The sequence below is a fragment of the Paraglaciecola sp. MB-3u-78 genome, from assembly GCF_002835935.1.
In the GTDB taxonomy this organism is placed as follows: Bacteria; Pseudomonadota; Gammaproteobacteria; order Enterobacterales; family Alteromonadaceae; genus Paraglaciecola.
This window is the reverse complement of sequence record NZ_PJCF01000005.1, coordinates 569,897-593,283: the sequence shown is the minus strand read 5'-3', so window position 1 is coordinate 593,283 and position 23,387 is coordinate 569,897. Positions and strand designations below refer to the sequence as shown.

Annotated in this window: 19 protein-coding genes; 14 read left to right on the top strand and 5 right to left on the bottom strand. The window is 45.2% G+C overall.

Annotation, left to right across the window (positions count from 1 at the left end; all coding sequences use genetic code 11):
* Nucleotides 1-109: 109 nt before the first annotated feature.
* From dgcA to CXF95_RS13680, 4 genes are all read right to left on the bottom strand, one after another.
* Nucleotides 110-2,170, bottom strand: a complete 2,061-nt coding sequence (dgcA, locus tag CXF95_RS13695) for a dimethylglycine demethylation protein DgcA (RefSeq protein WP_101199195.1) — start codon at nt 2,168-2,170, stop codon at nt 110-112.
* Nucleotides 2,171-2,224: 54 nt separating this feature from the next.
* A complete protein-coding gene (locus tag CXF95_RS13690) occupies nt 2,225-2,755 on the bottom strand; it encodes a 4-vinyl reductase (protein WP_101199194.1) in 531 nt (176 codons plus the stop codon).
* Nucleotides 2,756-2,758: 3 nt separating this feature from the next.
* Nucleotides 2,759-3,739 carry a dipeptidase gene (locus CXF95_RS13685; RefSeq protein ID WP_101199193.1) on the bottom strand — a complete coding sequence of 327 codons (981 nt, stop codon included), beginning with the start codon at nt 3,737-3,739 and terminating at the stop codon, nt 2,759-2,761.
* 453 nt (nt 3,740-4,192) lie between these two features.
* The gene (locus tag CXF95_RS13680) at nt 4,193-5,239 is read right to left on the bottom strand and encodes a GlxA family transcriptional regulator (RefSeq protein ID WP_101199192.1); all 1,047 of its coding nucleotides are present in this window, start codon (nt 5,237-5,239) and stop codon (nt 4,193-4,195) included.
* 323 nt (nt 5,240-5,562) lie between these two features.
* Here CXF95_RS13680 and CXF95_RS13675 point away from each other — a divergent pair, with 323 nt between their 5' ends.
* The 5 genes from CXF95_RS13675 to CXF95_RS13655 are packed head-to-tail and all read left to right on the top strand — an operon-like array spanning nt 5,563 to nt 11,060.
* Nucleotides 5,563-6,054 (top strand): formate dehydrogenase subunit gamma, encoded by a 492-nt coding sequence (locus tag CXF95_RS13675; RefSeq protein WP_101199191.1) that lies wholly within the window; start codon nt 5,563-5,565, stop codon nt 6,052-6,054.
* Nucleotides 6,051-7,673 (top strand): NADH-quinone oxidoreductase subunit NuoF, encoded by a 1,623-nt coding sequence (locus CXF95_RS13670; protein ID WP_232787843.1) that lies wholly within the window; start codon nt 6,051-6,053, stop codon nt 7,671-7,673. Before CXF95_RS13675 ends, CXF95_RS13670 begins: the two co-directional genes overlap by 4 nt.
* Nucleotides 7,670-10,567: a formate dehydrogenase subunit alpha gene (gene fdhF / locus CXF95_RS13665; protein ID WP_101199190.1), complete on the top strand. Its 2,898-nt coding sequence runs from the start codon at nt 7,670-7,672 to the stop codon at nt 10,565-10,567. The genes CXF95_RS13670 and fdhF overlap by 4 nt, the downstream gene beginning before the upstream one ends.
* 26 nt (nt 10,568-10,593) lie before the next feature.
* Complete coding sequence (locus CXF95_RS13660; RefSeq protein ID WP_232787842.1) at nt 10,594-10,788, top strand: formate dehydrogenase accessory sulfurtransferase FdhD; 195 nt, start codon at nt 10,594-10,596, stop codon at nt 10,786-10,788.
* Between the two features lie 35 nt (nt 10,789-10,823).
* Nucleotides 10,824-11,060, top strand: coding sequence for a formate dehydrogenase subunit delta (locus CXF95_RS13655; RefSeq protein WP_101199188.1), 237 nt, complete (start codon nt 10,824-10,826; stop codon nt 11,058-11,060).
* 139 nt (nt 11,061-11,199) lie between these two features.
* Here the strand turns inward: CXF95_RS13655 and CXF95_RS13650 are convergent, their stop codons facing one another.
* Nucleotides 11,200-12,474 carry an SRPBCC family protein gene (locus CXF95_RS13650; RefSeq protein ID WP_101199187.1) on the bottom strand — a complete coding sequence of 425 codons (1,275 nt, stop codon included), beginning with the start codon at nt 12,472-12,474 and terminating at the stop codon, nt 11,200-11,202.
* A 358-nt stretch (nt 12,475-12,832) separates the two neighbouring features.
* Here CXF95_RS13650 and CXF95_RS13645 point away from each other — a divergent pair, with 358 nt between their 5' ends.
* From CXF95_RS13645 to fdhA, 9 genes are all read left to right on the top strand, one after another.
* Entirely contained in the window at nt 12,833-13,930 is a 1,098-nt protein-coding gene (locus CXF95_RS13645) for a hybrid-cluster NAD(P)-dependent oxidoreductase (protein ID WP_101199186.1), read from the top strand.
* Nucleotides 13,931-14,039: 109 nt separating this feature from the next.
* A complete protein-coding gene (locus tag CXF95_RS29610) occupies nt 14,040-14,213 on the top strand; it encodes a hypothetical protein (RefSeq protein ID WP_157828148.1) in 174 nt (57 codons plus the stop codon).
* 35 nt (nt 14,214-14,248) lie between these two features.
* On the top strand, nt 14,249-15,502 hold the full coding sequence (gene glyA / locus CXF95_RS13640) for a serine hydroxymethyltransferase (RefSeq protein ID WP_101199185.1): 1,254 nt from the start codon (nt 14,249-14,251) through the stop codon (nt 15,500-15,502).
* A 77-nt stretch (nt 15,503-15,579) separates the two neighbouring features.
* Nucleotides 15,580-16,830: a sarcosine oxidase subunit beta family protein gene (locus CXF95_RS13635; RefSeq protein WP_101199184.1), complete on the top strand. Its 1,251-nt coding sequence runs from the start codon at nt 15,580-15,582 to the stop codon at nt 16,828-16,830.
* A gap of 17 nt (nt 16,831-16,847) precedes the next feature.
* Nucleotides 16,848-17,141: a sarcosine oxidase subunit delta gene (locus tag CXF95_RS13630; protein WP_101199183.1), complete on the top strand. Its 294-nt coding sequence runs from the start codon at nt 16,848-16,850 to the stop codon at nt 17,139-17,141.
* Complete coding sequence (locus CXF95_RS13625; protein ID WP_101199182.1) at nt 17,138-20,170, top strand: sarcosine oxidase subunit alpha; 3,033 nt, start codon at nt 17,138-17,140, stop codon at nt 20,168-20,170. Before CXF95_RS13630 ends, CXF95_RS13625 begins: the two co-directional genes overlap by 4 nt.
* Entirely contained in the window at nt 20,163-20,762 is a 600-nt protein-coding gene (locus CXF95_RS13620; protein WP_101199181.1) for a sarcosine oxidase subunit gamma, read from the top strand. The genes CXF95_RS13625 and CXF95_RS13620 overlap by 8 nt, the downstream gene beginning before the upstream one ends.
* Nucleotides 20,763-20,913: 151 nt before the next feature.
* Entirely contained in the window at nt 20,914-21,804 is an 891-nt protein-coding gene (gene purU, locus CXF95_RS13615; protein WP_101199180.1) for a formyltetrahydrofolate deformylase, read from the top strand.
* Nucleotides 21,805-22,186: 382 nt separating this feature from the next.
* Complete coding sequence (gene fdhA, locus CXF95_RS13610; protein WP_101199179.1) at nt 22,187-23,383, top strand: formaldehyde dehydrogenase, glutathione-independent; 1,197 nt, start codon at nt 22,187-22,189, stop codon at nt 23,381-23,383.
* Nucleotides 23,384-23,387 lie beyond the last annotated feature (4 nt).

The following is a 23,387-nucleotide window of genomic DNA, read 5'->3' as shown; positions in this document are numbered from 1 at the left end:
CTATAGTGAGATGGGGTTTTAACAATCACAGCTAATATCAAGCTGGGCACAAACGTCCCCAGCTTTGACCTAGTGATGAGTGCAAATTGCGTCGCGCCATGCAAGCTGACTAAAAATCCTTGCACAGACGTAGCGCGTCATAAATCGCTGCGTGGGTGTTACGCTGAGCAACACAATCACCAATCCGATAAAGCAGATAACCATCAGCAGCCTCTGTTAAAGCGGGCTGGGGCTTGGCTGCATATAAGGCTTCGATATCAATTTGCCCTTTGTTACGTGAATCTTGTTTAAGTTGGAAATATAACCGTTCATCCGGGCGCACACCGTTTTCAACCACGACTTGGTCAACCACTCTTTCTTCTTGCTGCCCGGTATATTCATTTTCCAGTACGGCGACCAATTTATCCCCTTCGCGGTAGACCTTTTCCAGAACCAAATCAGAGCTCATGATCACTTCACGCTCATACAAACTGCGGTAATAGGTAGGGAAAGTAGTACCACCTACAGCAGCACCGGGTTTGATGTCGTCAGTCACCATTTCAACTTGTGCGCCGGCGTGAGCTAGAAAATCAGCCACCGACAAGCCGCTGAATTCACAAATAGTATCGTACACCAACACATTTTTACCCGGTGCTACTGTGCCGTTGAGAATGTCCCATGAACTTACCACTAAACCTTCGGCTGCACCCCAATGAGGGTTTTGCGTCAAAAAGGGCTGTGCACCTGTCGCTAAAATAATCACGTCGGCATTCGTCCCGCGGATCGTAGCTTCATCGGCAGCAGTATTTAACTGTACATCCACGCCCAAACGGGCCAATTCCAGGGCAAACCAACGGGTGATCCCGGCAATTTGGTCACGCTGTGGTGCTTTGGAGGCAATGGTGATTTGTCCTCCTAATTCAGGGTTTTTCTCAATCAAGCTAACCTTGTGTCCTCGTTCTGCACACACACGAGCCGCTTCCATCCCTCCAGGCCCACCGCCTATGACGACAACCTTGCGAATAACACCGCTGGTTTTTTGGATAATATGCGGCATGGTGGATTCTCGGGACGTGGCAGCATTTTGAATACACAACACGTCTAAACCCTGGTACTGACGGTCGATGCAATAGTTTGCACCCACACATTGTTTGATTTGGTCAATCTGATTGAGTTTAATTTTGGTGATTAAATGAGGATCCGCAATATGGGCTCGAGTCATACCCACAAAATCCACATAACCGGCTTCAAGAATGCGTTGTGCCTGGTTCGGATCTTTAATGTTTTGGGCATGCATGACCGGCACATCAACCACGCCTTTGATACCCGCGGCCAAATGTAAAAACGGCTCTGGAGGATAACTCATGTTGGGAATAACGTTGGCCAGAGTATTGTGGGTGTCACAGCCGGAGCCGATGACACTAAAAAAGTCCAGCAGGCCGGTTTTATTGTAGTACGCAGCGATTTCTTTCATGTCTTCGTGGTTTAGACCATCAGCATGAAATTCATCGCCGGTAATACGTAAGCCCACCGCAAAATCACGACCCACTTCTGCGCGCACCGCTTTTAGCACTTCCATACCAAAGCGCATACGGTTTTCGAAACTGCCACCCCATTCATCGGTACGTTGGTTTACTCTTGGACTCCAAAACTGGTCAATCAAATGTTGATGCACAGCAGATAATTCCACCCCGTCCAAACCGCCGGCTTTGGCCCGTCCAGCCGCTTTGGCAAAATCACCAATGATACGCTGCATCTCTTCAACCTCGATGGATTTGCAGGTTGCACGATGCACCGGTTCACGGATCCCGCTGGGGCTGACCAGGGTACTCCAGTTACCACCATCCCAACGGGAACGACGGCCCATATGGGTGATTTGGATCATAATTTTGCCGCCATGTTTATGCACGGCATCGGCTAAATTTTGAAAATGTGGAATAATCCTATCGGTGGACAAATTAACTGATTTCCACCATTCCTGAGGGCTATCAATTGACACCACGCTTGAGCCACCACAAATACAAAGTCCTACGCCCCCTTTGGATTTTTCTTCATAATATTTCACATAACGTTCTGTCGTCATGCCGCCTTCAGTGGCATACACTTCGGCATGTGCGGTACTGACTACTCGATTTCGAATTGTCAGCTGATTAATTTTTAATGGCTTAAATAATGCGTCAAACTGTGCCATGTTGGCCCCTCACAGAATTGAGTAATAATATTGGTTAGAAATGTTTGTCTGTACCTACAAGGGTGACACGTCAAAAATTCCGGATTCACAGCCATCTTCGGCAGCACATTGCACTTGTATGGCCTGAGTTTTAACCTCATAACCAAGACTGTCAGCGATTTGATCCATAGCGCCTGCAAACCAGCCCGTAAACATATAATCAACTTTGCGATTAACTTTTCCGTACTGATAAACAAAGGCTGAGTGTTCCAATCGAACTCGCGCCTTACCTGCTTTTAAATCGAGAAATTCGGTAATAAAAAATCCCCAGCCACGCTGCGATAAACGTTTCATATAATGCTCAAATACTGCCTCACCCGATAACCCATGGGCTGCGGCTTCTTTTTCGCACCAGTAGTAGGCCGATTTATACCCAGCCTTATATAAAACTTCAGCATATTTTTCAGCGCCTAACGCTTCTTCTATTGCCATATGATTGTTAACAAAAAAGTGCCTTGGCACATACAACATGGGCAAAGAATCTGTGCTCCACACACCCGTTTCATCATCTACTTGTATTGGCATTTCTGGACTGTGACTAGTCATCGGCTATTCTCCCCATACGTCTTTTAAGACATTTACCCAGTTCTCACCCATCACTTTGCGGATTTTTTGCTCTGACCAATCATGCTTTAACATGGTCGCGGTTAAATTGGGAAATTCACCTAAGGTACGTATGCCCAATGGGTTCACAATTTTGCCAAAATTAGTCAAACGCCGTGCATAGCCTTTATCGTGAGTTAACATATCAAAAAAAGTTTGATCATGGCCTTGAGTGAAGTCGGTGCCTATACCGACACAATCTTCTCCGACTAGATCAATCACATAATCTATCGCTTCAACATAGTCATCAACGGTAGAATCAATGCCTTTTTTCAAAAAAGGGGCAAACATGGTGATACCAATAAAGCCGTTTCTATCGGCAATAAATTTTAATTCTTCGTCAGACTTATTACGGGGGTGCTCTTTAAGGCCTAAGGGTAAACAATGGGAATAACACACGGGTTTAGTCGATGCCTCAATCACCTCGATTGAGGTTTGTGGTCCAACATGACTAAGATCACACATCATGCCGACTCGGTTCATTTCAGCCACGATTTCACGACCAAAGCCAGACAATCCACCGTCGCGTTCATAACAGCCAGTGCCTACTAAATTTTGCGTGTTGTAGGCCATCTGTACTATACCAACACCAAGCTTTTTAAATATTTCCACATAGCCGATTTGATCTTCAAACGCATTGGCATTTTGAAAGCCTAATATGATGCCAGTTTTGCCTAGTTCTTTAGCCCGTGCTATATCAGAAGTTTTAGTCACAGGTATAATCAAGTCACTATCGTTCTGAAAAAATTGATTAAACTCGACAATGTTATTCACAGTCGCCTGAAAACCGTCCCACACTGACACCGTGCAGTTGGCTGCAGTCAAGCCACCGCGGTGCATATCTTCAAAAAGAGCTCTGTTCCATTTGGCGATCACCAAACCATCAAATATAATGGAGTTGCTGTGCAACTCTTGTGCGTTTTGCATGCTTTTATCCTCAAATTACCGAAGCTTTTTTGACTGTTGTACGAAGTAGAAATCTTGATTCAGTCTAGCATTGGCAATATGGCTGATTTGGGCTAATACGACTCATTATTGGCTAATCACGTCGTGTTTGTTCTAAAGGCAAGGTCGCATATGATATCTCCCTTTGCTAAAAGACGCCTATTTGTGTGAACCGGATAAACGCAACTGGGCAAAGAACGCAGATAAGCTAAACTGAGATATCCAGGGCTTACGTTTTTCACAATAAAAAGGTTAGCTAGCTACATGCAGGTGATAAAAAGTTGTTTAATCTACACATTATATTTTTCCTAAGCAGAAAATTTAATCTGCACAGGCAAAGTATTTGAGGGGGGGTTACTTATAATAGATGGAGGTAGCCCTACTATAAGTAAAGTAAATTTATCTACGCAGAGCAGTATATACATCAAAAAAGTCTCAACTAGTACACAGAATTGAACCAAAAGTAGACTCTTCACTGGCAGCCTCAGATGGCAATGTTAGACCACGATTGACGCGTTCATCTCTTGGTGGGATCCTAAATGTATTACGATAACATTTACTAAAGTGGGGGGTAGAAACAAAACCACAGCAAATAGCGACTTCGATAATGGACAGATTGGTCTGTTTAATTAATTGACGCGCTCGGGTTAAGCGTATTTGCAAATAATAGCGGTGGGGTGAGCAATGTAAGTATCGCTGAAATAAACGCTCAAGCTGACGTCTGGATAAGACCACATAAGAAGCCAGCTCATCCAAACTTAATATTTCTTCAATATTCGCCTCCATTAAATGGACGATTTCTTGTAATTTGGATTGATTTGCGCCTAAAACATGCTGCAATGGAATACGTTGCATCTCAGACTCATCACGAAAATGTTCATGGTTAAACATCTCACAAATGGCGATTTGCAATGCTTTACCATGGGCTTTGCCGATAAGGCATAACATTAAATCCATTGGGGCAATGCCACCTGAACTGCACCAACGTTTGTTCTCAATGGTAAACAGCTGATTAGTACTTTTGATATTTGGAAATTCCTCTTGCCAGCTGGCTAAGAGTTCCCAATGTATGGTGCATTTAATGCCGTCCAATAAGCCAGCCTTTGCCAAGAGGTAACTGCCCGTACAGATCCCGCCTAAGGTCACTTTATTGCGAGATAAGTAGTTCAACCAGCTTAGGGTTGCCTTGGTGATGGTATCTTTAATCGCAATTCCTCCACACACTACCACTGCGTCATAGAGACGGTGTTTATCAATACGACAATCCACGTTGACACTTAAACCGTCGCTGGCCAACACCGCATGACCATCTTGACTAATCAGAGTCCAAGCATATAGTTTTTTGCCAGCCAGCTGATTGGCCATGCGTAGCGGTTCAATAGCCGAACACAGAGCGATCATCGTGAAATTACTCTGTAATAAAAAACCTATAGTTAACGTTTTATTGCTTTTATCATTATATAAATTAGAAGCGGATGACATGAATCAATACCTCTTGTTTAGCACAAATTAATTTTATGTTTTAGTGATTATTAATCAGTTCTTCAGTATTTTCATCCGATTAACAGCAGATATTATCACGGCTAATACTGGTGAAATAGCGACCACGCCGACATTTCAATAACGACTACATAGGCACTTAAAACGACATTATCATAAATGAAGTGATCTTTTTATTTATCAATGTTGCTGGTGTATACCGAACCATGTCTTAATTGGGTATGTGTATGTCTTAATCAGTTAAACGTATACTACACTAATGGCATTAAGGTGGAGGTATAAAAGTCACAACATGAATAATACCTATGAGCGCAATCAGTACAGCTGATATTCATACAATAAACAACCTACTTGAACAACATAAAACCCTCCCTGGTGCTCTGCTGCCTATATTACACAGTATCCAAGACCAATTGGGTTATGTTCCCCCTGAAGTGGTGCCTATGATTGCTTCAACACTGAACCAATCCAGCGCTGAAATCCACGGGGTAATCAGTTTCTACCATCATTTTTTAACGCATAAACCCGGACAAAATAAAATTTCCATATGTCTTGCTGAGTCCTGCCAAGCCTTGGGCTCAACAGGATTAGAAAAAGACATTAAACAGCGTTTGAATATTGATTATCACCAAACTACAAAAGATGGGAAATACACCCTAGAGCCAGTTTATTGCTTGGGGAATTGTGCCTGTTCCCCGGCTATTCGTATTGGTGAAAAAATATACGGAGAAATGGACATAAATAAATTTGACGAATTATTGGAAGCACTAGTGACCTATAAAGTTGAGCTCACATGAATAGCACTTGCGCATCTATAGCAAATAGGGTTTTTGTGTCACTGGATACCAGTGCGCTGTCTAAAGGCAGCGAAGCGGTAGCTGAGCGTATTCAGCAATACTTAATCAAACAGCCTGACATGGATGTAACACTGGTAAGAAATGGCACCAGAGGCATGGTTTGGCTAGAGCCCTTAGTTGAGTTTGAAACCGCCCAGGGCCGCATCGCGTATGGCCCAGTTAAGCCTGAGGATGTAGCAGATATTTTCCAGCAACAACCCTTTTCTGGGCTCAATAATCATCGGCTGTGTCTAGGTTTAACCGACAATCTACCTTGGATGAAAAAACAACAGCGCTTAACCTTTGCCAGAGTAGGTCTGATCGATCCCTTGGATATAGAGGATTATATCCGCCATGACGGATTTACAGGCTTAAAAAACGCGCTGTCTCAGAGCCCACAAGCAATCGTATTACAAGTCAAGGAGTCAGGTTTACGTGGCCGAGGTGGCGCGGCCTTTCCAACCGGGATCAAGTGGCAAACCGTGCTTGATACCCCCTCCGAGCAAAAGTACATTGTGTGTAACGCTGATGAAGGCGATTCAGGGACCTTTGCTGACCGTATGTTGATGGAGGGTGATCCTCTGGTACTGATTGAAGGTATGCTGATTGCAGGCTTGGCCGTGGGTGCCACGCAGGGGTATATCTACTTGCGCAGCGAATATCCCCAAGCCCATAAAATATTGAATATGGCCATTAACCGAGCAGAAGCAGCGGGGTATTTGGGCGACAATATTTGTGGCAGCGGCAAACGTTTTGCCTTAGAAGTACGCTTAGGCGCGGGGGCCTATATTTGTGGCGAAGAAACATCCCTGTTAGAAAGTCTTGAAGGTAAACGGGGGGTAGTCAGAGCTAAGCCGCCCTTGCCTGCTATTGAAGGCTTATTCGGCCAGCCTACCGTCGTCAACAACGTTATCTCTCTAGCCTCTGTGCCCATTATTTTAAGTCGCGGCGGTGAGTTTTATCGGGATTTTGGCATTGGACGCTCAAGGGGCACCATTCCCATGCAGTTAGCGGGCAATATTTCCCGACCGGGTTTACTCGAACTGGCCTTTGGTTTGAGCTTAGATGAATTACTGGAAGATTTGGGGGGTGGCTGTAAAACTAATCGGCCCATGCGCAGTGTGCAAGTTGGTGGTCCATTGGGCGCATACCTAGCGCCTGAGCACTGGTCAACCCCTATAGATTATGAAGAATTTGCTAAAATCAACGCGGTACTTGGCCATGGTGGTGTGGTGGTGTTTGACGACACTGTGGATATGGCCGTACAAGCACGTTTTGCCATGGAGTTTTGTGTCGTAGAATCCTGCGGTAAATGCACCCCCTGTCGCATTGGCGCAGTGCGCGGCGTGGAAGTGATCGACAAGCTCACAGATGTGCATGCCGACCAAGGACAGCGCCAGCAATCACTGAGCCTATTAAATGAACTATGTGACACCATGGAATTGGCTTCATTGTGCGCCATGGGTGGGATGACGCCAATCCCGGTCAGAAGTGCCTTAAAATATTATCCAGCTGATTTCGGCCTTGCACCTTTACTCGTCGACCCTCGCTCGACTCATCAAGAGAACACGTCCAAATGATCCAATATTTTGATCCTAAAACAGACTCGATTATCAACCCTATTCATGCACAGCGAGATTTGGGTACCCCTGAAAAATTCTCTACCACTGAGATAACCTTAGACATTGATGGAGTATCGATTACGGTACCACAGGGTACTTCTGTGCTACGTGCAGCGGCCATTTTAAATATTAACATTCCTAAATTATGCGCCAGTGATAATCTTGAGCCCTTTGGCTCCTGCCGCCTGTGTATGGTAAGCATTGAAGGCATGCGAGGTATGCCGGCTTCTTGTACAACGCCGGTCAAAGCGGGTATGAAAGTACAAACCCAAACCCCGGCTTTGGCTAAGTTACGCCGTAATGTAATGGAGCTATATATTTCTGATCACCCGCTAGACTGTTTAACTTGCCCAGCGAATGGTGACTGCGAATTACAAGACATGGCGGGGGGCGTGGGATTACGCGAGGTACGTTACGGATTCAGTGGCGAAAATCATCTGGATGCAAGCACCGATACCTCCAATCCTTATTTTGACTTTGATGCCTCAAAATGCATTGTCTGCTCCCGTTGTGTGCGAGCTTGTGAAGACGTTCAAGGCACCTTTGCCTTAACTATTGAGGGACGAGGTTTTGACTCCAAAGTGGTGGCTGGGCAAAACCAGAGTTTCATCGACTCTGATTGTGTGTCTTGCGGCGCTTGTGTGCAAGCATGCCCCACCTCTACGCTCATGGAAAAATCCATCGTTGAAATGGGTCAGCCCGATCACAGTGTGATCACAACCTGTGCATACTGTGGTGTGGGCTGTTCGTTTAAGGCTGATATGCAGGGTGAAAAGGTGATCCGCATGGTGCCGGATAAAAATGGTCAGGCTAATCAGGGTCATTCCTGTGTTAAAGGCCGTTTTGCCTTTGGTTATGCCAATCATAAGGATCGCATTACTTCCCCAATGATCCGAAATTCCATTGATGAGCCTTGGCAGAAAGTCAGTTGGCAACAAGCCTTGGACTTCACTGCCAATAAATTCCGTAGCATCCAAGAACAACATGGACGCAATAGCATTGGGGCAATAACGTCGTCTCGCTGCACTAATGAAGAAACCTATTTAGTGCAGAAGCTAGTTCGTGCGGTGTTTAACAATAACAATGTCGATACCTGCGCCCGAGTGTGTCACTCCCCTACTGGTTATGGACTCAAAGCGACCTTAAATGAGTCATCTGGCACTCAAACATTTCAATCCGTTATGGCCGCCGATGTTATCTTAGTCATTGGTGCCAATCCCACTGATGCACACCCGGTGTTTGCATCCATGTTAAAACGTCGCCTGCGCCAGGGCGCGAAACTTATCGTGGTTGATCCCCGTACTATTGATTTAGTTAATAGCCCCCATACCAAAGCCCAACATCATCTAAAATTGCGCCCAGGGACCAATGTTGCGCTGATCAATGCCATCGCCCATGTCATTGTCGATGAAGCGTTGCTCGATAATGACTTTATCACCCGTCGCTGCAATGATCTTGCCTTTAGCAAATGGTTTGAACATATTAAGGATGCACGTCATGCGCCAGAAAACACCTGGCAGATAACAGGCGTGCCTGCCCAAGAAATGAGGGCGGCAGCGCGTTTATATGCTAAGGCGAATAACGGCGCTATTTATTATGGTCTGGGAGTCACTGAACATTCCCAAGGATCTTCCGCGGTAATGGGTATCGCCAATTTAGCCATGGCTACCGGCAATATTGGCCGTGAAGGGGTGGGCGTTAACCCCTTACGTGGGCAAAACAATGTGCAAGGTGCGTGTGACATGGGGTCATTCCCTCATGAGTTACCGGGTTATCGCCATGTGAGTGATACCACTACCCGCCATTTATTCGAAAATGCTTGGCAGGTCGAGCTGGATCACGAACCAGGCTTACGTATTCCAAACATGTTTGATAGCGCAATTAATGGCCATTTTAAAGGCTTGTATTGCCAGGGGGAAGATATCGCCCAATCTGATCCCAATACCCAGCATGTTCAACAAGCATTGATGGCGATGGAATGTATTGTTGTACAGGATCTGTTTTTAAATGAAACCGCAAAATATGCCCATGTGTTTTTACCCGGCTCGTCCTTTATGGAAAAAAATGGGACTTTCACCAATGCAGAGCGACGCATATCCAGAGTCAGAAAACTGATGCAGCCTTTGGCCGGCAAAGAAGACTGGCAAGTCACGGTCGCGTTAGCGAAAGCCTTAGGTTATGAGATGAACTATGCTCATCCCTCAGAAATAATGGATGAAATTGCTGCACTCACTCCAACCTTTAACGGTGTCAATTATGCCCTGCTAGATAAGCTTGGCAGTATTCAATGGCCTTGTAATGAACAAGCACCCGAGGGTACACCTGTGATGCACATAAGTGATTTTGTGGGCAAACAGGGTAAATTTGCGATTACTGAATATGTTGCTACCCCAGAAAAAGTCAATAAACACTTTCCCTTGTTGTTAACCACCGGACGGATTTTGAGCCAATACAATGTAGGGGCGCAAACCCGGCGTACCGACAACCAAATCTGGCACGAAGAAGATAGACTAGAGATCCATCCCCACGACGCCGAGGAACGGGGCATTACACCAGGAGATTGGGTAGGCATTGCCAGTCGCGCTGGCACGACTGCACTACGTGCTACAATCAGTAAGCGTATGCAACCCGGTGTAGTCTATACGACCTTCCATCATCCCTTAAGTGGTGCCAATGTAGTGACGACCAACAATTCAGACTGGGCCACCAACTGCCCAGAATATAAGGTGACTGCGGTGCAGGTGACTCAGGTCAGTGAACCCGCTAAATGGCAGGCAGAATATCGAGAGTTCACCGCCCGTCAGCACCATTTTTTGAATAAAGCATCAGAGCCATTCAATGACATCAGTTAAGCCAGCCGAAGAACAAGCTCGACATCTTGAAGCTAAATCAGGGTTTTGCCTTAATTTCTAGTCGGGCCAGCTATGAGATGGTGAGTAAAGCGAGTCGTGTGGGTATGAGATATCTAGTGGCGGTATCGGCTCCCACTACCTTAGCTATTGAGGTGGCCAAACAAATAGATTTAACCCTAGTAGGTTTTGCCCGAAGCGGTAGACAGACTCATTACAGCTAATATTCGTCATCTAACATAGTCAAAGGGAATATCCAATGTCACATTCCAGTACCTCACATTTGATTGAAATGGCCAACCAAATTGCCCTCAACCTATCACATGGTAGAGAGCAGCTTGAGTGCATCAGCGAGATAGCCAAACATATCCAACGTTTTTGGGCACCCAGTATGCGTTTGCAACTAATTGCATTGGTGGCGCTAGATAATCCACAGATTCATCAGCGGGTCAATATAGCCGTCACTCAGTTAAGCGATTATTCTGCGCCCACCTAAGCAGCCATCGTATATCAATCCACTTTAATAAGTACCCTAATGTGCGATAAAACAAATATCAATACCTTAACTATTTCTCAGTCATTCGCCCCGTCTAAAAGCGTCAGGGTTAATCGACTGACGCCCATAGCCGTGTTCTTTATTGGGGACCGTTAGCCGCAATATTTTTTTGCATGGAGTGACTAAACCAATCAATAAAATTGATCACACCAAACTCATAGGTTTCTGAATAGGGCCCCGGCTGATAAGCGATAGAGTTAACGCCACGCTGATTGTTTTCCACCAAATTACGGTCTTGGCTGTTTGTTGCATTCCACACATAAGTCAGCCTATCAATATTATAGTCAACACCTTCAACCGCCTCTTTATTGACCACCCATTTGGTGATGACCTCCGTCAGCTGAGGCCCTAAGGGTCTTACCTCAAAGACGACAATATGATCACCTTGCGCGTGGCACCAGGAGTTAGGTAAATGTAAAATACGCATAGAGCCCAAATCTGGATTTTTAATCCGCCCCATCAATTTACTACAGGCTGCACGACCATCTTGAGTCATGGCTACGGTGCCATCTTTAAGTGGCATACGTACGATACGATTACGCAGACCGTGACCGTGGGAAACATGTTTATAAGGAATGCCTTCGGCTTCCCAAATGGCTTGTTTACTGGCCACCAGAGCCCTAAATTCATCACTGGCACGAGGATCTTCGGTGTCATCCCACTCCAACAGGCTAGTTAATAACTCGGGATGTGAACCATCACAATGGTAACACTCTCGGTTATTCTCAATCACCAATTTCCAGTTAGCCTCTTCAACTATAGTGCTTTGCACAGCCACTTTCGCATTGTCAAGATCATAGGGTTCAAGATAGCGTTGCAGATCGTCGAAATAGGCGTCTATGTTAGTCGGATTATCACTAAGGGAAACATACATATATCCCCCGGCGGTTCGACAATTAATGGGGTGTAATGAAAATTTTGATTTATCAAAATCACTGCCCATATTTGTGCCCGCATAAAGCAAATTACCATCCAGCTCATAGGTCCATTGATGATAGGAGCACACCAGTTTGGCCACTTTACCCTGTTTTGCCAAACACAACTTCGAGCCACGATGGCGACAAACATTATGAAACGCCCTGATCTGACCCTGATCACCTCTAACTATCGTAATCGGACTGCTACCAATCTGAAGTGTAATAAAATTACCTTTAGCTGGGATTTCACAGGTTAGACCGACAAAAAGCCATTCTTTTTGAAAGATTTGTTCCATTTCAAGATCAAAATAATGTTGGTCGGTGTAAAACTTCCGAGGCAAAGAAAAACCGACTGGGTGAGAGTTTAAATATTCAGACACTTGCTCACTGCACGATACAGGTAAAAGCGAATCAAGCTTGATATGTCGATCAGTCATGGTATGTCCCTATTACCGGTATAGAAAAGCCGTTTAGCTTATGATTATAACTGTACATCGTGATATTACTTGACCTTTGCATAATTGGCATGAGCCCATTAAATTATTCTGTTGATTTTGCAGTCCTCTTGTTAACTCAACTTCTCTATAAACGACAAAATCACACTCTAATACCGACATTTAGTCATAATTAAACTGCATTGTTACTGTATTGGATTTAATTGGATTTAATTGGATTTATTCCTTTTTGCAACTTTGGTGATATTGGTTACAGTTATGTCGTTTTTGGCGAAGTAGGCGAAGGCTTACTGTACGATATTCTATGCACAATTAAGCTTATGATCGGAACTCAATTTTTATGAGCGATAACTCTTTTACCGAAGTTAATACACAGACTTGGGCTAATGGCCGGCATGAAATTCAATGCGTAAAAGTTATCTATGAAACGGCCGACGTTTATACCTTTTGCTTTAATGCGACCACCCCGGTCATGCATTTTTTTAAACCAGGTCAATTTGTCACCTTTGAACTGGAAATTAATGGCCAGCAGGTCCTGCGTAGTTACACCATATCGTCCTCTCCGTCTGTGCCTTATAGCTTTTCGGTGACCATTAAACGCATCCTAGATGGCCAAGTATCGAACTGGATGCATGATAATTTAAAGCCCGGAGATTTGTTGGCGGTACATGGCCCCGTGGGCCGTTTTAACTGCATTGACATTTTCGACGACAAAGTATTACTGCTCTCCGGTGGTGTGGGTATTACCCCGGTAATGTCGATGGTGAGATGGTGGTATGACACCAATACTAACGTTGACATGATCTTTGTGCACAGCGCACGAACGCCCAAAGACATCATCTATCGCCGTGAACTCGAACTCATTGATACGCGGATTGATAATTTTAAGCTGAATTTAATTTGTGAATATGTTGAAAACGGTGAAAGCTGGAGCGGTTACACAGGTTTTTTTGATCGCAAAAAACTCGATATTATTGCCCCTGATTTCATGCAACGAACCGTATTTTGTTGCGGACCCCCTCCTTATATGAACGCAGTAAAAAATATACTCATAGCCGCTGGTTTTGACATGACTAATTACCATGAGGAAAGTTTTAGTGCTCCGCCAGAAGAAGTCCTATTAGATGCCGAACAACAAGCTGATGATAATGCCAATCTAGAGATTGATAATCAGGACCTACTACAAATAGAATTTAGTAATAGTGGTAAATCGGTGAAGATCCAACCCGGACAAACGGTGCATGCCGCGGCCGCACTACTAGGTTTACACATACCCAAAGGATGTGGAATGGGGATGTGCGGAACCTGTATTGTTAAAAAAACCACTGGCAAGGTAGAAATGTCACACAACGGAGGGATCACCGAAGATGATGAAGCAGAAGGGTATATTCTTAGCTGCTGCAGCATTCCCCAGGGCGATGTGTCTATCGAATATTAAGCCTAGCAGCAACGCCAATGGATTTGGGTATAGGGTCTTGACCCACATTATAAATCACTGTTTGTTAGAATTTTTCTGATTATTTAGCGACATTTCTAAGCAGAAAAACATGTCGCTAATAGTCGCAAGTGTGGCGTTAGCAGAACTATTGGTTAGGCGAACGAGGGATATTATTCTGATCAAAGGGTCAGGCCATTGTATGCCAAGCGAAGTATTCGAAGCAGACAACAGCAAGACCATTGATATCAAGTTTAACTTGCTTTTATACGCTTTACACACATAAAACTGGGCCTTTTGTCGGGCACTGGAGATGTCACAATGTTTTACAAAAATGATCAAATAGCAGGTTTTGATGAACCAATATGGCAAGCAATCCTTAGTGAAGATAAACGACAACAGGATCATGTAGAACTGATTGCTTCAGAGAATTATACCAGTGCCCGTGTAATGCAAGCACAGGGCACTCAGTTGACCAATAAATACGCTGAAGGTTATCCAGGAAAACGTTATTATGGTGGCTGTGAACATGTCGACATAGTCGAACAAGTAGCCATCGACCGCGCCAAAACGTTATTTTCTGCAGATTATGCCAATGTCCAACCTCATTCAGGCTCCCAAGCGAATGCCGCGGTGTTTATGGCGCTACTACAACCGGGTGATACTGTGTTGGGCATGAGTCTAGCCCATGGAGGCCATTTAACTCATGGCTCAAAAGTAAGTTTTTCGGGAAAAATCTACAATGCTATACAATATGGTCTGGATGAAAGTACTGGTGAAATTAACTATCAACAAGTTGAAAGATTAGCACAAGAGCACAAACCGAAAATGATCATTGCCGGTTTTTCGGCCTACTCACGCGTCGTTGACTGGCAACGCTTTCGTGATATCGCCGACAGTATTGGCGCTTGGCTCTTTGTCGATATGGCCCATGTAGCAGGTTTGGTTGCCGCCGGGCTTTATCCTAATCCTGTGCCTATTGCCGATGTTGTTACTACAACTACCCATAAAACCTTGCGTGGACCTCGTGGTGGATTGATATTGGCCAAAGAAAACGCCACCTTAGAGAAAAAACTCAATTCAGCCGTTTTCCCTGGTGGCCAGGGTGGCCCCTTGATGCATGTGATCGCAGCCAAAGCTATTTCCTTTAAAGAAGCCATGCAAGAGGACTTTGTTGTCTATCAACAACAGGTTATCGATAACGCCCGTGCTATGGCCGCAATTTTTAAGCAGCGCAGCTATAACGTCGTATCTGGTGGAACCGACAATCACCTGTTTTTGTTAGATCTCATCAATAAAGGGATCACAGGTAAAGACGCCGATGCGGCCTTGGGCCGGGCAAATATTACAGTAAACAAAAACTCTGTACCCAACGACCCTCAATCACCCTTTGTCACCAGTGGTTTACGTATTGGCACACCTGCGGTGACCAGCAGAGGCTTTGGTGTTGAGGACGTGTGTGAATTGACTCACTGGATCTGCGATGTTTTGGATGACATACACAATGAAGCGACCATCAACTCAGTGCGCAATAAAGTCTTGGCCTTGTGTGACGCGAATCCGGTTTATAGCTAATCAATAGACCTCAACCAAATAATTGGATTTGATAAACACATAAATATTGACCGCGAAATTAAGAATAAGGTAGAACCATGCAAAAATACTCTGGGTTCGGACTGTTAAAACATTCCATGAGTCATCACGAAAACTGGCAACGCGTGTGGCGTAATCCCGCGCCTAAAAAACATTATGATGTGGTGATAGTGGGTGGCGGTGGTCATGGTTTGGCGACAGCCTATTATATGGCAAAAGAGCATGGTTTAACCAATATCGCAGTGGTTGAAAAAGGCTATCTTGGTGGTGGAAATACGGCGCGTAATACCACCATTGTGCGCTCCAATTATTTGTGGGACGAAGCCGCTCACTTGTACGAACATTCATTAAAATTATGGGAAGGTTTGGCTCAGGATCTAAATTATAATCTTATGTTCAGCCAACGGGGAGTATTGAATCTCGGCCATAGCTTGCAAGATATGCGCGACATAGAGCGGCGGGTCAACGCCAATCGTCTCAATGGTATTGATTCACAAGTACTCAATAACGCTCAAGTGCAAGCGAAGGTGCCCATTCTCGATTGTTCCAAAAACGCTCGCTATCCGGTGATGGGCGCATCCTGGCAAGCCCGGGGTGGCACCGCACGGCATGACGCCGTTGCCTGGGGTTTTGCCCGTGCTGCGGATGCCTTAGGTGTCGATTTATTGCAACAAACTGAAGTAACCGGTATTCGCCGTAAAGATGGCGCGGTATGTGGCGTGGAAACCAACCGTGGTTTTATTTCTGCGGATAAAGTTGCCTGTGTTGCATCTGGTAACTCTAGTACCTTGGCCAAAATGGTGGGCATAGACTTACCCTTAGAGTCACATCCTTTACAGGCCATGGTATCTGAGCCCATTAAACCCATACTCGATACAGTGGTGATGTCGAATCATGTGCATGGTTATCTGAGCCAATCGGACAAGGGCGACCTGGTCATTGGTGCCGGTATTGACAGTTACCTGGGTTATGGTCAACGTGGCTCATTTGATGTTGTGGAGCACACCATTGCGGCCATTATTGAAATGTTCCCCATATTCAGCCGAGTACGCTTAAACCGCGCATGGGGAGGAGTGGTTGATACCTGCCCCGATGCCTGTCCCATCATATCTAAAACCCATATTAAAGGACTGTATTTTAATTGTGGTTGGGGTACCGGTGGCTTTAAAGCCACACCAGGTTCGGGACAGGTATTTGCCCATACCGTTGCCAAAGACGAGCCTCACCCTCTGGCCAAAGCCTTTAACATTGACCGTTTCACTTCGGGTAAATTAATTGACGAACACGGCGCTGCCGGTGTTGCGCACTAAGTACGGGAGTTTTAAGCATGTTACATATCCATTGTCCCTACTGCGAAGAATATCGCGAAGAAGAAGAGTTTAGCGTTGTGGGCGAAGCGCACATTATACGTCCATTAGCGCCAGAGGAACTCACCGACCAGGAGTGGGCGAGTTACTTGTTCTTTCGAAAAAATCCTCGTGGTCTACATCATGAAATGTGGGCTCATAGCCACGGTTGCCGCAAGTTTTTTAATATGACGCGACATACCGTAACCTATCAGATATTAGAAACCTACAAGATGGGTCAACAACCCAGTATCACTACTGAGGATACAAAATGAAACAGATAAACCGTGTCGATAATGGTGGCCGTATCAATCGGCATAAAACCTTAGTTTTCACTTTTAATAACAAAACCTATCAAGGTTTTGAAGGTGACACCCTGGCATCAGCGTTATTAGCTAATGGTGTGGATGTGGTGGGCAGAAGTTTTAAATATAGCCGCCCCCGTGGCATTGTCACCGCTGATGCCCAGGAGCCAAACGCTATTTTCCAGGTGGGCTCAAGCCAAGCCACCACCATACCGAATCCCCGGGCGACACAAACTGAGTTGTATAAAAACCTAGAGTGCCACTCAACCAATGGTTGGCCGAACGTGGATTTCGATTTGATGGGGACGGTAGGGAAAATAGGTGGCGCAGCAATGCCACCGGGGTTTTATTATAAAACTTTTATGTTTCCCCAATCCATGTGGATGTCATATGAAAAAATTATTCGTAAAGGTGCAGGCCTAGGTTGTAGTCCTCAATTACCGGATCCAGATAGTTATGATAAGTTGCATCACCATTGTGATGTAATGATAGTAGGTGCAGGCCCGGCAGGTCTATCTGCTGCGTTGTCAGCTGCCCGCGCTGGCGCACGGGTTATTATTGCTGACGAACAGAATGAATTGGGTGGTAGCTTATTGTGCACCAGACAGCTACTCGACGGCCAGGCGGCACAAGTATGGATAGACAAGACCATAAGTGAATTGGCCCAGAATAAAAATGTCATTTTGCTACCACGCAGTACCGTATTTGGCTATTTTGATCACAATTATATTGGCATAAATGAACGCCGCAGCGATCATTTAGGCGAAGTGGATCATAACGGCACCCGCCAACGTTTACATAAAGTGCGGGCCAAACAAGTTATTTTAGCCACAGGCGCTCATGAACGGCCATTAGTGTACGGCAATAACGATGTGCCTGGTTGTATGTTAGCCTCGGCAGTCTCCACCTATATTAATCGTTATGGCGTCGTACCCGGCAAAACCTTAGCCCTAATGACAACCAATGACTATGCCTATAAAGCCGCCTTAGATTGGCATGACGCCGGCAGAAAGGTTGCATTGATTGTTGATACCCGTGCAAGCTCCGATGGCGACATGGTTAAAGAAGCCATGCAGCGTGGGATCAATATTGTATTTGGCCATGCCATTATCGACGTTAAAGGCAGTAAGCGGGTCAAATCCGTGGAGGTTGCAAAACTCAACGACAGCGCTGATAAAGTCTTGGGCAGTTCAGTTAATTATGTCTGTGATACCGTTGCCAGTTCTGGTGGCTGGAGTCCGGTGATCCATTTATCTTCCCATACCGGCAGCAGGCCCGTATGGCGTGACGACATTCAGGGTTTTGTACCTGGAGAAACGGTGCAGGCACAACATGTATGTGGCGGTTTACAGGGTGTCTATAATCTATCCCAGACACTGAAAGACGGTTTTAGCTGCGGCGCAGTAGCGGCACAAGAAGCCTGCAAAGGTCACGGAAACGATCACGACGATGACCTTAACGTAGTACCACAAATAGATGAATTATCTGAATCTGCGTCAATGGCGCTATTTCATATACCCCACTTTAAACCCACCAGTCGCGCCCCTAAACAGTTCGTCGATTATCAAAACGATGTCACCGCTGCAGGCATAGAGATGGCCAACCGCGAAGGCTTTGAATCTATAGAGCACGTAAAACGTTATACCGCTTTAGGCTTTGGAACCGATCAAGGTAAGTTAGGTAATATAAACGGTATGGCGGTCACCGCCAAATCCCTAGGTAAAACGATACCTGAAACCGGTACCACCATTTTCCGTCCCATGTATACGCCTGTTACCTTCGGTGCCTTAGCGGGCAGTGATGTAAAACAATTATTTGATCCGGCTCGATTTACTGCCATGCATAGTTGGCATTTAGCCCAAGGCGCTGAATTTGAAGATGTGGGCCAATGGAAACGTCCCTGGTACTTCCCTCAGCCGGGTGAAACCATGCAGCAATCGCTACAGCGAGAATGTTTAGCCACCCGCAATAGCGTGGGCATTTTGGACGCCTCCACTTTGGGTAAAATAGACATTCAAGGTAAGGACGCCCGAGAATTCTTAAACCGCATATACACTAATCCCTGGAGTCAACTGGCCCCTGGCAGGTGTCGTTATGGCGTAATGTGTAAAGAAGATGGCATGGTGTTTGACGATGGTGTGACGTCTTGCATAGACGACAACCGTTTTCTGATGACCACTACCACAGGTGGGGCCCCGGGAGTATTAGCTTGGTTAGAACTATGGCACCAAACTGAATGGCCTGAGCTGGAAGTGTACTTTAGTACCGTCACGGATCATTGGGCGACCATGACCATATCTGGCCCTAACAGCCGTAAGGTCTTAGAAAAAATCACCTCGGCCGATGTCAGCAATGAGGCCTTCCCCTACATGGGGTGGATCCCCGCAGAGGTTGCCGGGGTAAAAGCGAGAATATTCCGAATTTCTTTCACCGGTGAATTATCCTTTGAGATCAATGTACAAGCTAATTATGGTCTGCACACTTGGGAAGCGGTTATAGCGGCAGGTGAAGAATTCAATATTACGCCTTATGGCACCGAGACCATGCACATATTACGGGCCGAAAAGGGTTTTATTATTATCGGTCAAGATACTGATGGTTCAGTGACACCTCAGGATCTGGATATGAATTGGGTCGTAGGTAAGAAAAAAGAATTTAGTTATCTGGGCAAACGTTCCTGGACCCGCATAGACAACCAACGCAGCGATCGCAAACAACTAGTGGGACTAAAACCCAAAGATCCCAATTTTGTCTTGCCAGAAGGTGCACAAATTGTTTTTGAAAAAGGTCAGGCCATACCAATGACTATGGTTGGACATGTTACCTCCAGTTATTTTAGTGCCTGTTTAGGCTACTCTTTCGCCCTAGCTGTAGTAAAAGGCGGCATCGATCGCAAAGGACAATCCGTATTTTTGCCCTTAGCGGATGGCACAACAGTGGAAGCTGAAATCTGTAGTTCGGTTTTTTATGACCCCAAAGGAGAACGTCAAAATGTCTAATTCAGCCAGAGTAGAATCCCCCTTAGAGCATGCAGATTTTGCGGGCTTAGCGGCCTTGAAAATCAACGGTGGTGTCATCTTGCGTGAGGCAAAATTACTCGGTCATTTAAATTTACGGGGTAATGCTAATGATCCCGATTTTTTAAAGGGCGTAAAAAGCGCCTTAGATCTAGATCTACCCTTAGCGCCCTGCTCATCTGCTCAAAATGCCAACACCACTATAATGTGGTTATCACCTGATGAGTGGTTGGTCATAGTTGACGGAGTCACTGAAGCTGCTATAGAAGGCAAATTAAGACAATCCCTTAGGGGACATTTTGCAGTATCTGACATCAGTGGTGCCCAGACTATGCTGGAGATAAGTGGTAAAGATTGTCTGCAGCTTTTACAAAAATCCATAGGCTATGATTTACATTTAGATAGTTTCCCCATAAACAAGGTAATTGGCACTGCCTTAGCTAAATCGTCTGCCCATATAAGGCGCACAGGCGAGTATAATTTCCAGTTAATCATTCGTCGCAGCTTTGCGGATTACATCTGGTTATGGCTACAGCAAAGCAGTAAAGAATATGGACTCAGCGTTACCCTGTAACACCTTTTTATTTACCTAAACGCTCAACCTACAAACGGTAGTTGAGCGCTACAAGTGATAGTTAATATTATGATTGATATCAATATAAGCTTTTTTTTGTGGCTCACATTAGGGCCTGTTCAACTGCGGATCCCAAGTTTAAGGAGCAAATATGTCACAGTCTGCTAGCAGCCTACTACAAAGTGCCCAAACGCAGATCATTACTGCCAGTTGTCCAAGTCTACCTGGCACGGTAGATGTGGTTACTAGTTATTTGTACCAGCACGGATTTTATATCACTGAAATTCATTCCTTTGATGATACGGATAAAGGTCAGTTTTTTATTCGTATTGAATTTCGTCCCGATTGTGAAACTGAGTTTGATCGCCAAAGCTTTACTGCGGGTTTTGGTCCTCAAGCTGAAAAGTTTTCCATGCAATGGCAATTATCACCCAAGTCTTATAAACCCAAGGTTGTGATATTGGTATCCAAACAAGATCATTGCCTTAACGATCTGCTGTATCGCTGGCGAATTGGAAGTTTAGCTGTCGATATTCAAGGGATTGTTTCCAATCACCCAGATTGTGAAGCCTTGGCAAGCTGGCACAACATTCCGTATTTCCACTGTCCTATTACTAGCGACACGAAAGTCCAACAAGAAGCACAGATTTGGCAGATAGTTGAGCAATTTGATACTGATTTAGTGATACTTGCGAGGTACATGCAAATATTATCCAGCGATATGTGCAAAAAACTGGCAGGTTGGGCAATCAATATCCATCATTCACTATTGCCTGGATTTAAAGGCGCAAAGCCCTACCATCAGGCTTACGAAAAAGGTATCAAACTGGTTGGCGCAACAGCCCACTATGTCAGTGATGAGTTGGATGAAGGGCCCATTATTAGCCAGGGAGTGGAAACCGTGGACCATGGCTATTATCCACAAGATTTGGCGGCCAAAGGACGTGACATCGAATGTTTAACCCTGGCTAGGGCGGTGCAATATCATATTGAAAAGCGAATCTTTTTACATGGAAAAAAAACCGTGGTGTTTGTAAAATAATCCCCGGTGCAGGGTCTTTGTCTGCACCAAATTCAAAGCAATTGTCATTAACAGCTTAACGATACGACCTATTTTAACGTCAAAAAAACACTTACACGTAACAACCTACTCTCATTAACGGGCAAAAATGAACATCCATCATCAGGTGTTCTGGCCTAGTAAATACTGACTTATGACCCTAACGAATAATGGAAAATGATGTTACTTATCAGGCCTATTTGCTCACTTTCCCGAGCACAAAACCCGTTACCATTTTTTAATAAACATCCCTGCACTGTCTTTTTTAGACATCTTTTGGTCTTGAATGGAAATGTCATGGCCCCTTACAAGGCTTAAATTATAGTAACAAAATTTTAACATCAACCAAAAAAGAGAGTCAGTTATGTCTTCAAATCATGCAAATCGTGGCGTGGTATATACTGGGCCAGGCAACGTTGAGATACAAAATATTGCTTATCCAGAGCTCGCTATAGGTAACCGATCCTGCCATCACGGTGTTATTTTAAAAGTTGTCACAACCAATATCTGTGGTAGCGATCAACATATGGTTAGGGGCCGTACCACAGCCCAACCAGGTTTAGTGTTAGGCCATGAAATCACCGGTATGGTTGTAGAGATGGGCCGCGATGTAGAATATCTTGAGCTGGGTGACATTGTCTCTGTACCTTTTAATATCGCCTGTGGACGATGCAGAAACTGCCGTGAAGGCAACACAGGTGTTTGTCTTAACGTTAATCCTGGTAGGGCGGGTGCGGCCTTTGGTTATGTCGATATGGGTGGCTGGGTGGGTGGGCAATCCGAATACGTTATGGTGCCTTACGCTGACTTTAACCTACTAAAATTTCCTGATAAAGAACAAGCTTTAGAAAAAATAACTGGCCTGACCATGTTATCAGACATCTTCCCTACCGGCTTCCATGGGGCAGTGACGGCTGGTGTTGGCCCAGGTTCAACAGTTTATGTGGCAGGTGCTGGTCCAGTAGGATTAGCCGCTGCCGCCTCCGCACAATTACTAGGCGCGGCTTGTGTCATAGTCGGCGATATGAATCCAGACCGTTTGGCCCAGGCGCGCAGCTTTGGTTGTGAAACCATTGATTTACGCCAAGACGCGACAGTACCCGATATGCTTGAGAAAATTCTTGGTATACCGGAAGTAGATGCAGGGGTCGACTGTGTGGGGTTTGAAGCTCATGCTCATGGTTGTAGTCACCACAAGGAGCAACCGGCAATAGTGCTCAATACTATGATGGAAGTGACCCGTGCCGCCGGTGGTATTGGTATCCCGGGCCTCTATGTAACTGGCGACCCGGGTGCAGCCACGGATGCGGCAAAAACTGGTCAGCTAAGCATGAATTTTGGTCTTGGTTGGGCAAAGTCACATTCTTTTGTTACTGGCCAATGCCCAGTAATGAAATACCATCGCCAGCTGATGCAAGCTATTTTATGGGACAAAATTGATATTGCCAAAGCCGTTAATGTACAGGTTATATCCTTAGATGAAGCGCCTGACGGGTATCATGCTTTCGATCAAGGTGCTGCAAAAAAGTTTGTGATAGATCCTCATGGAATGGTCAACTAATGTT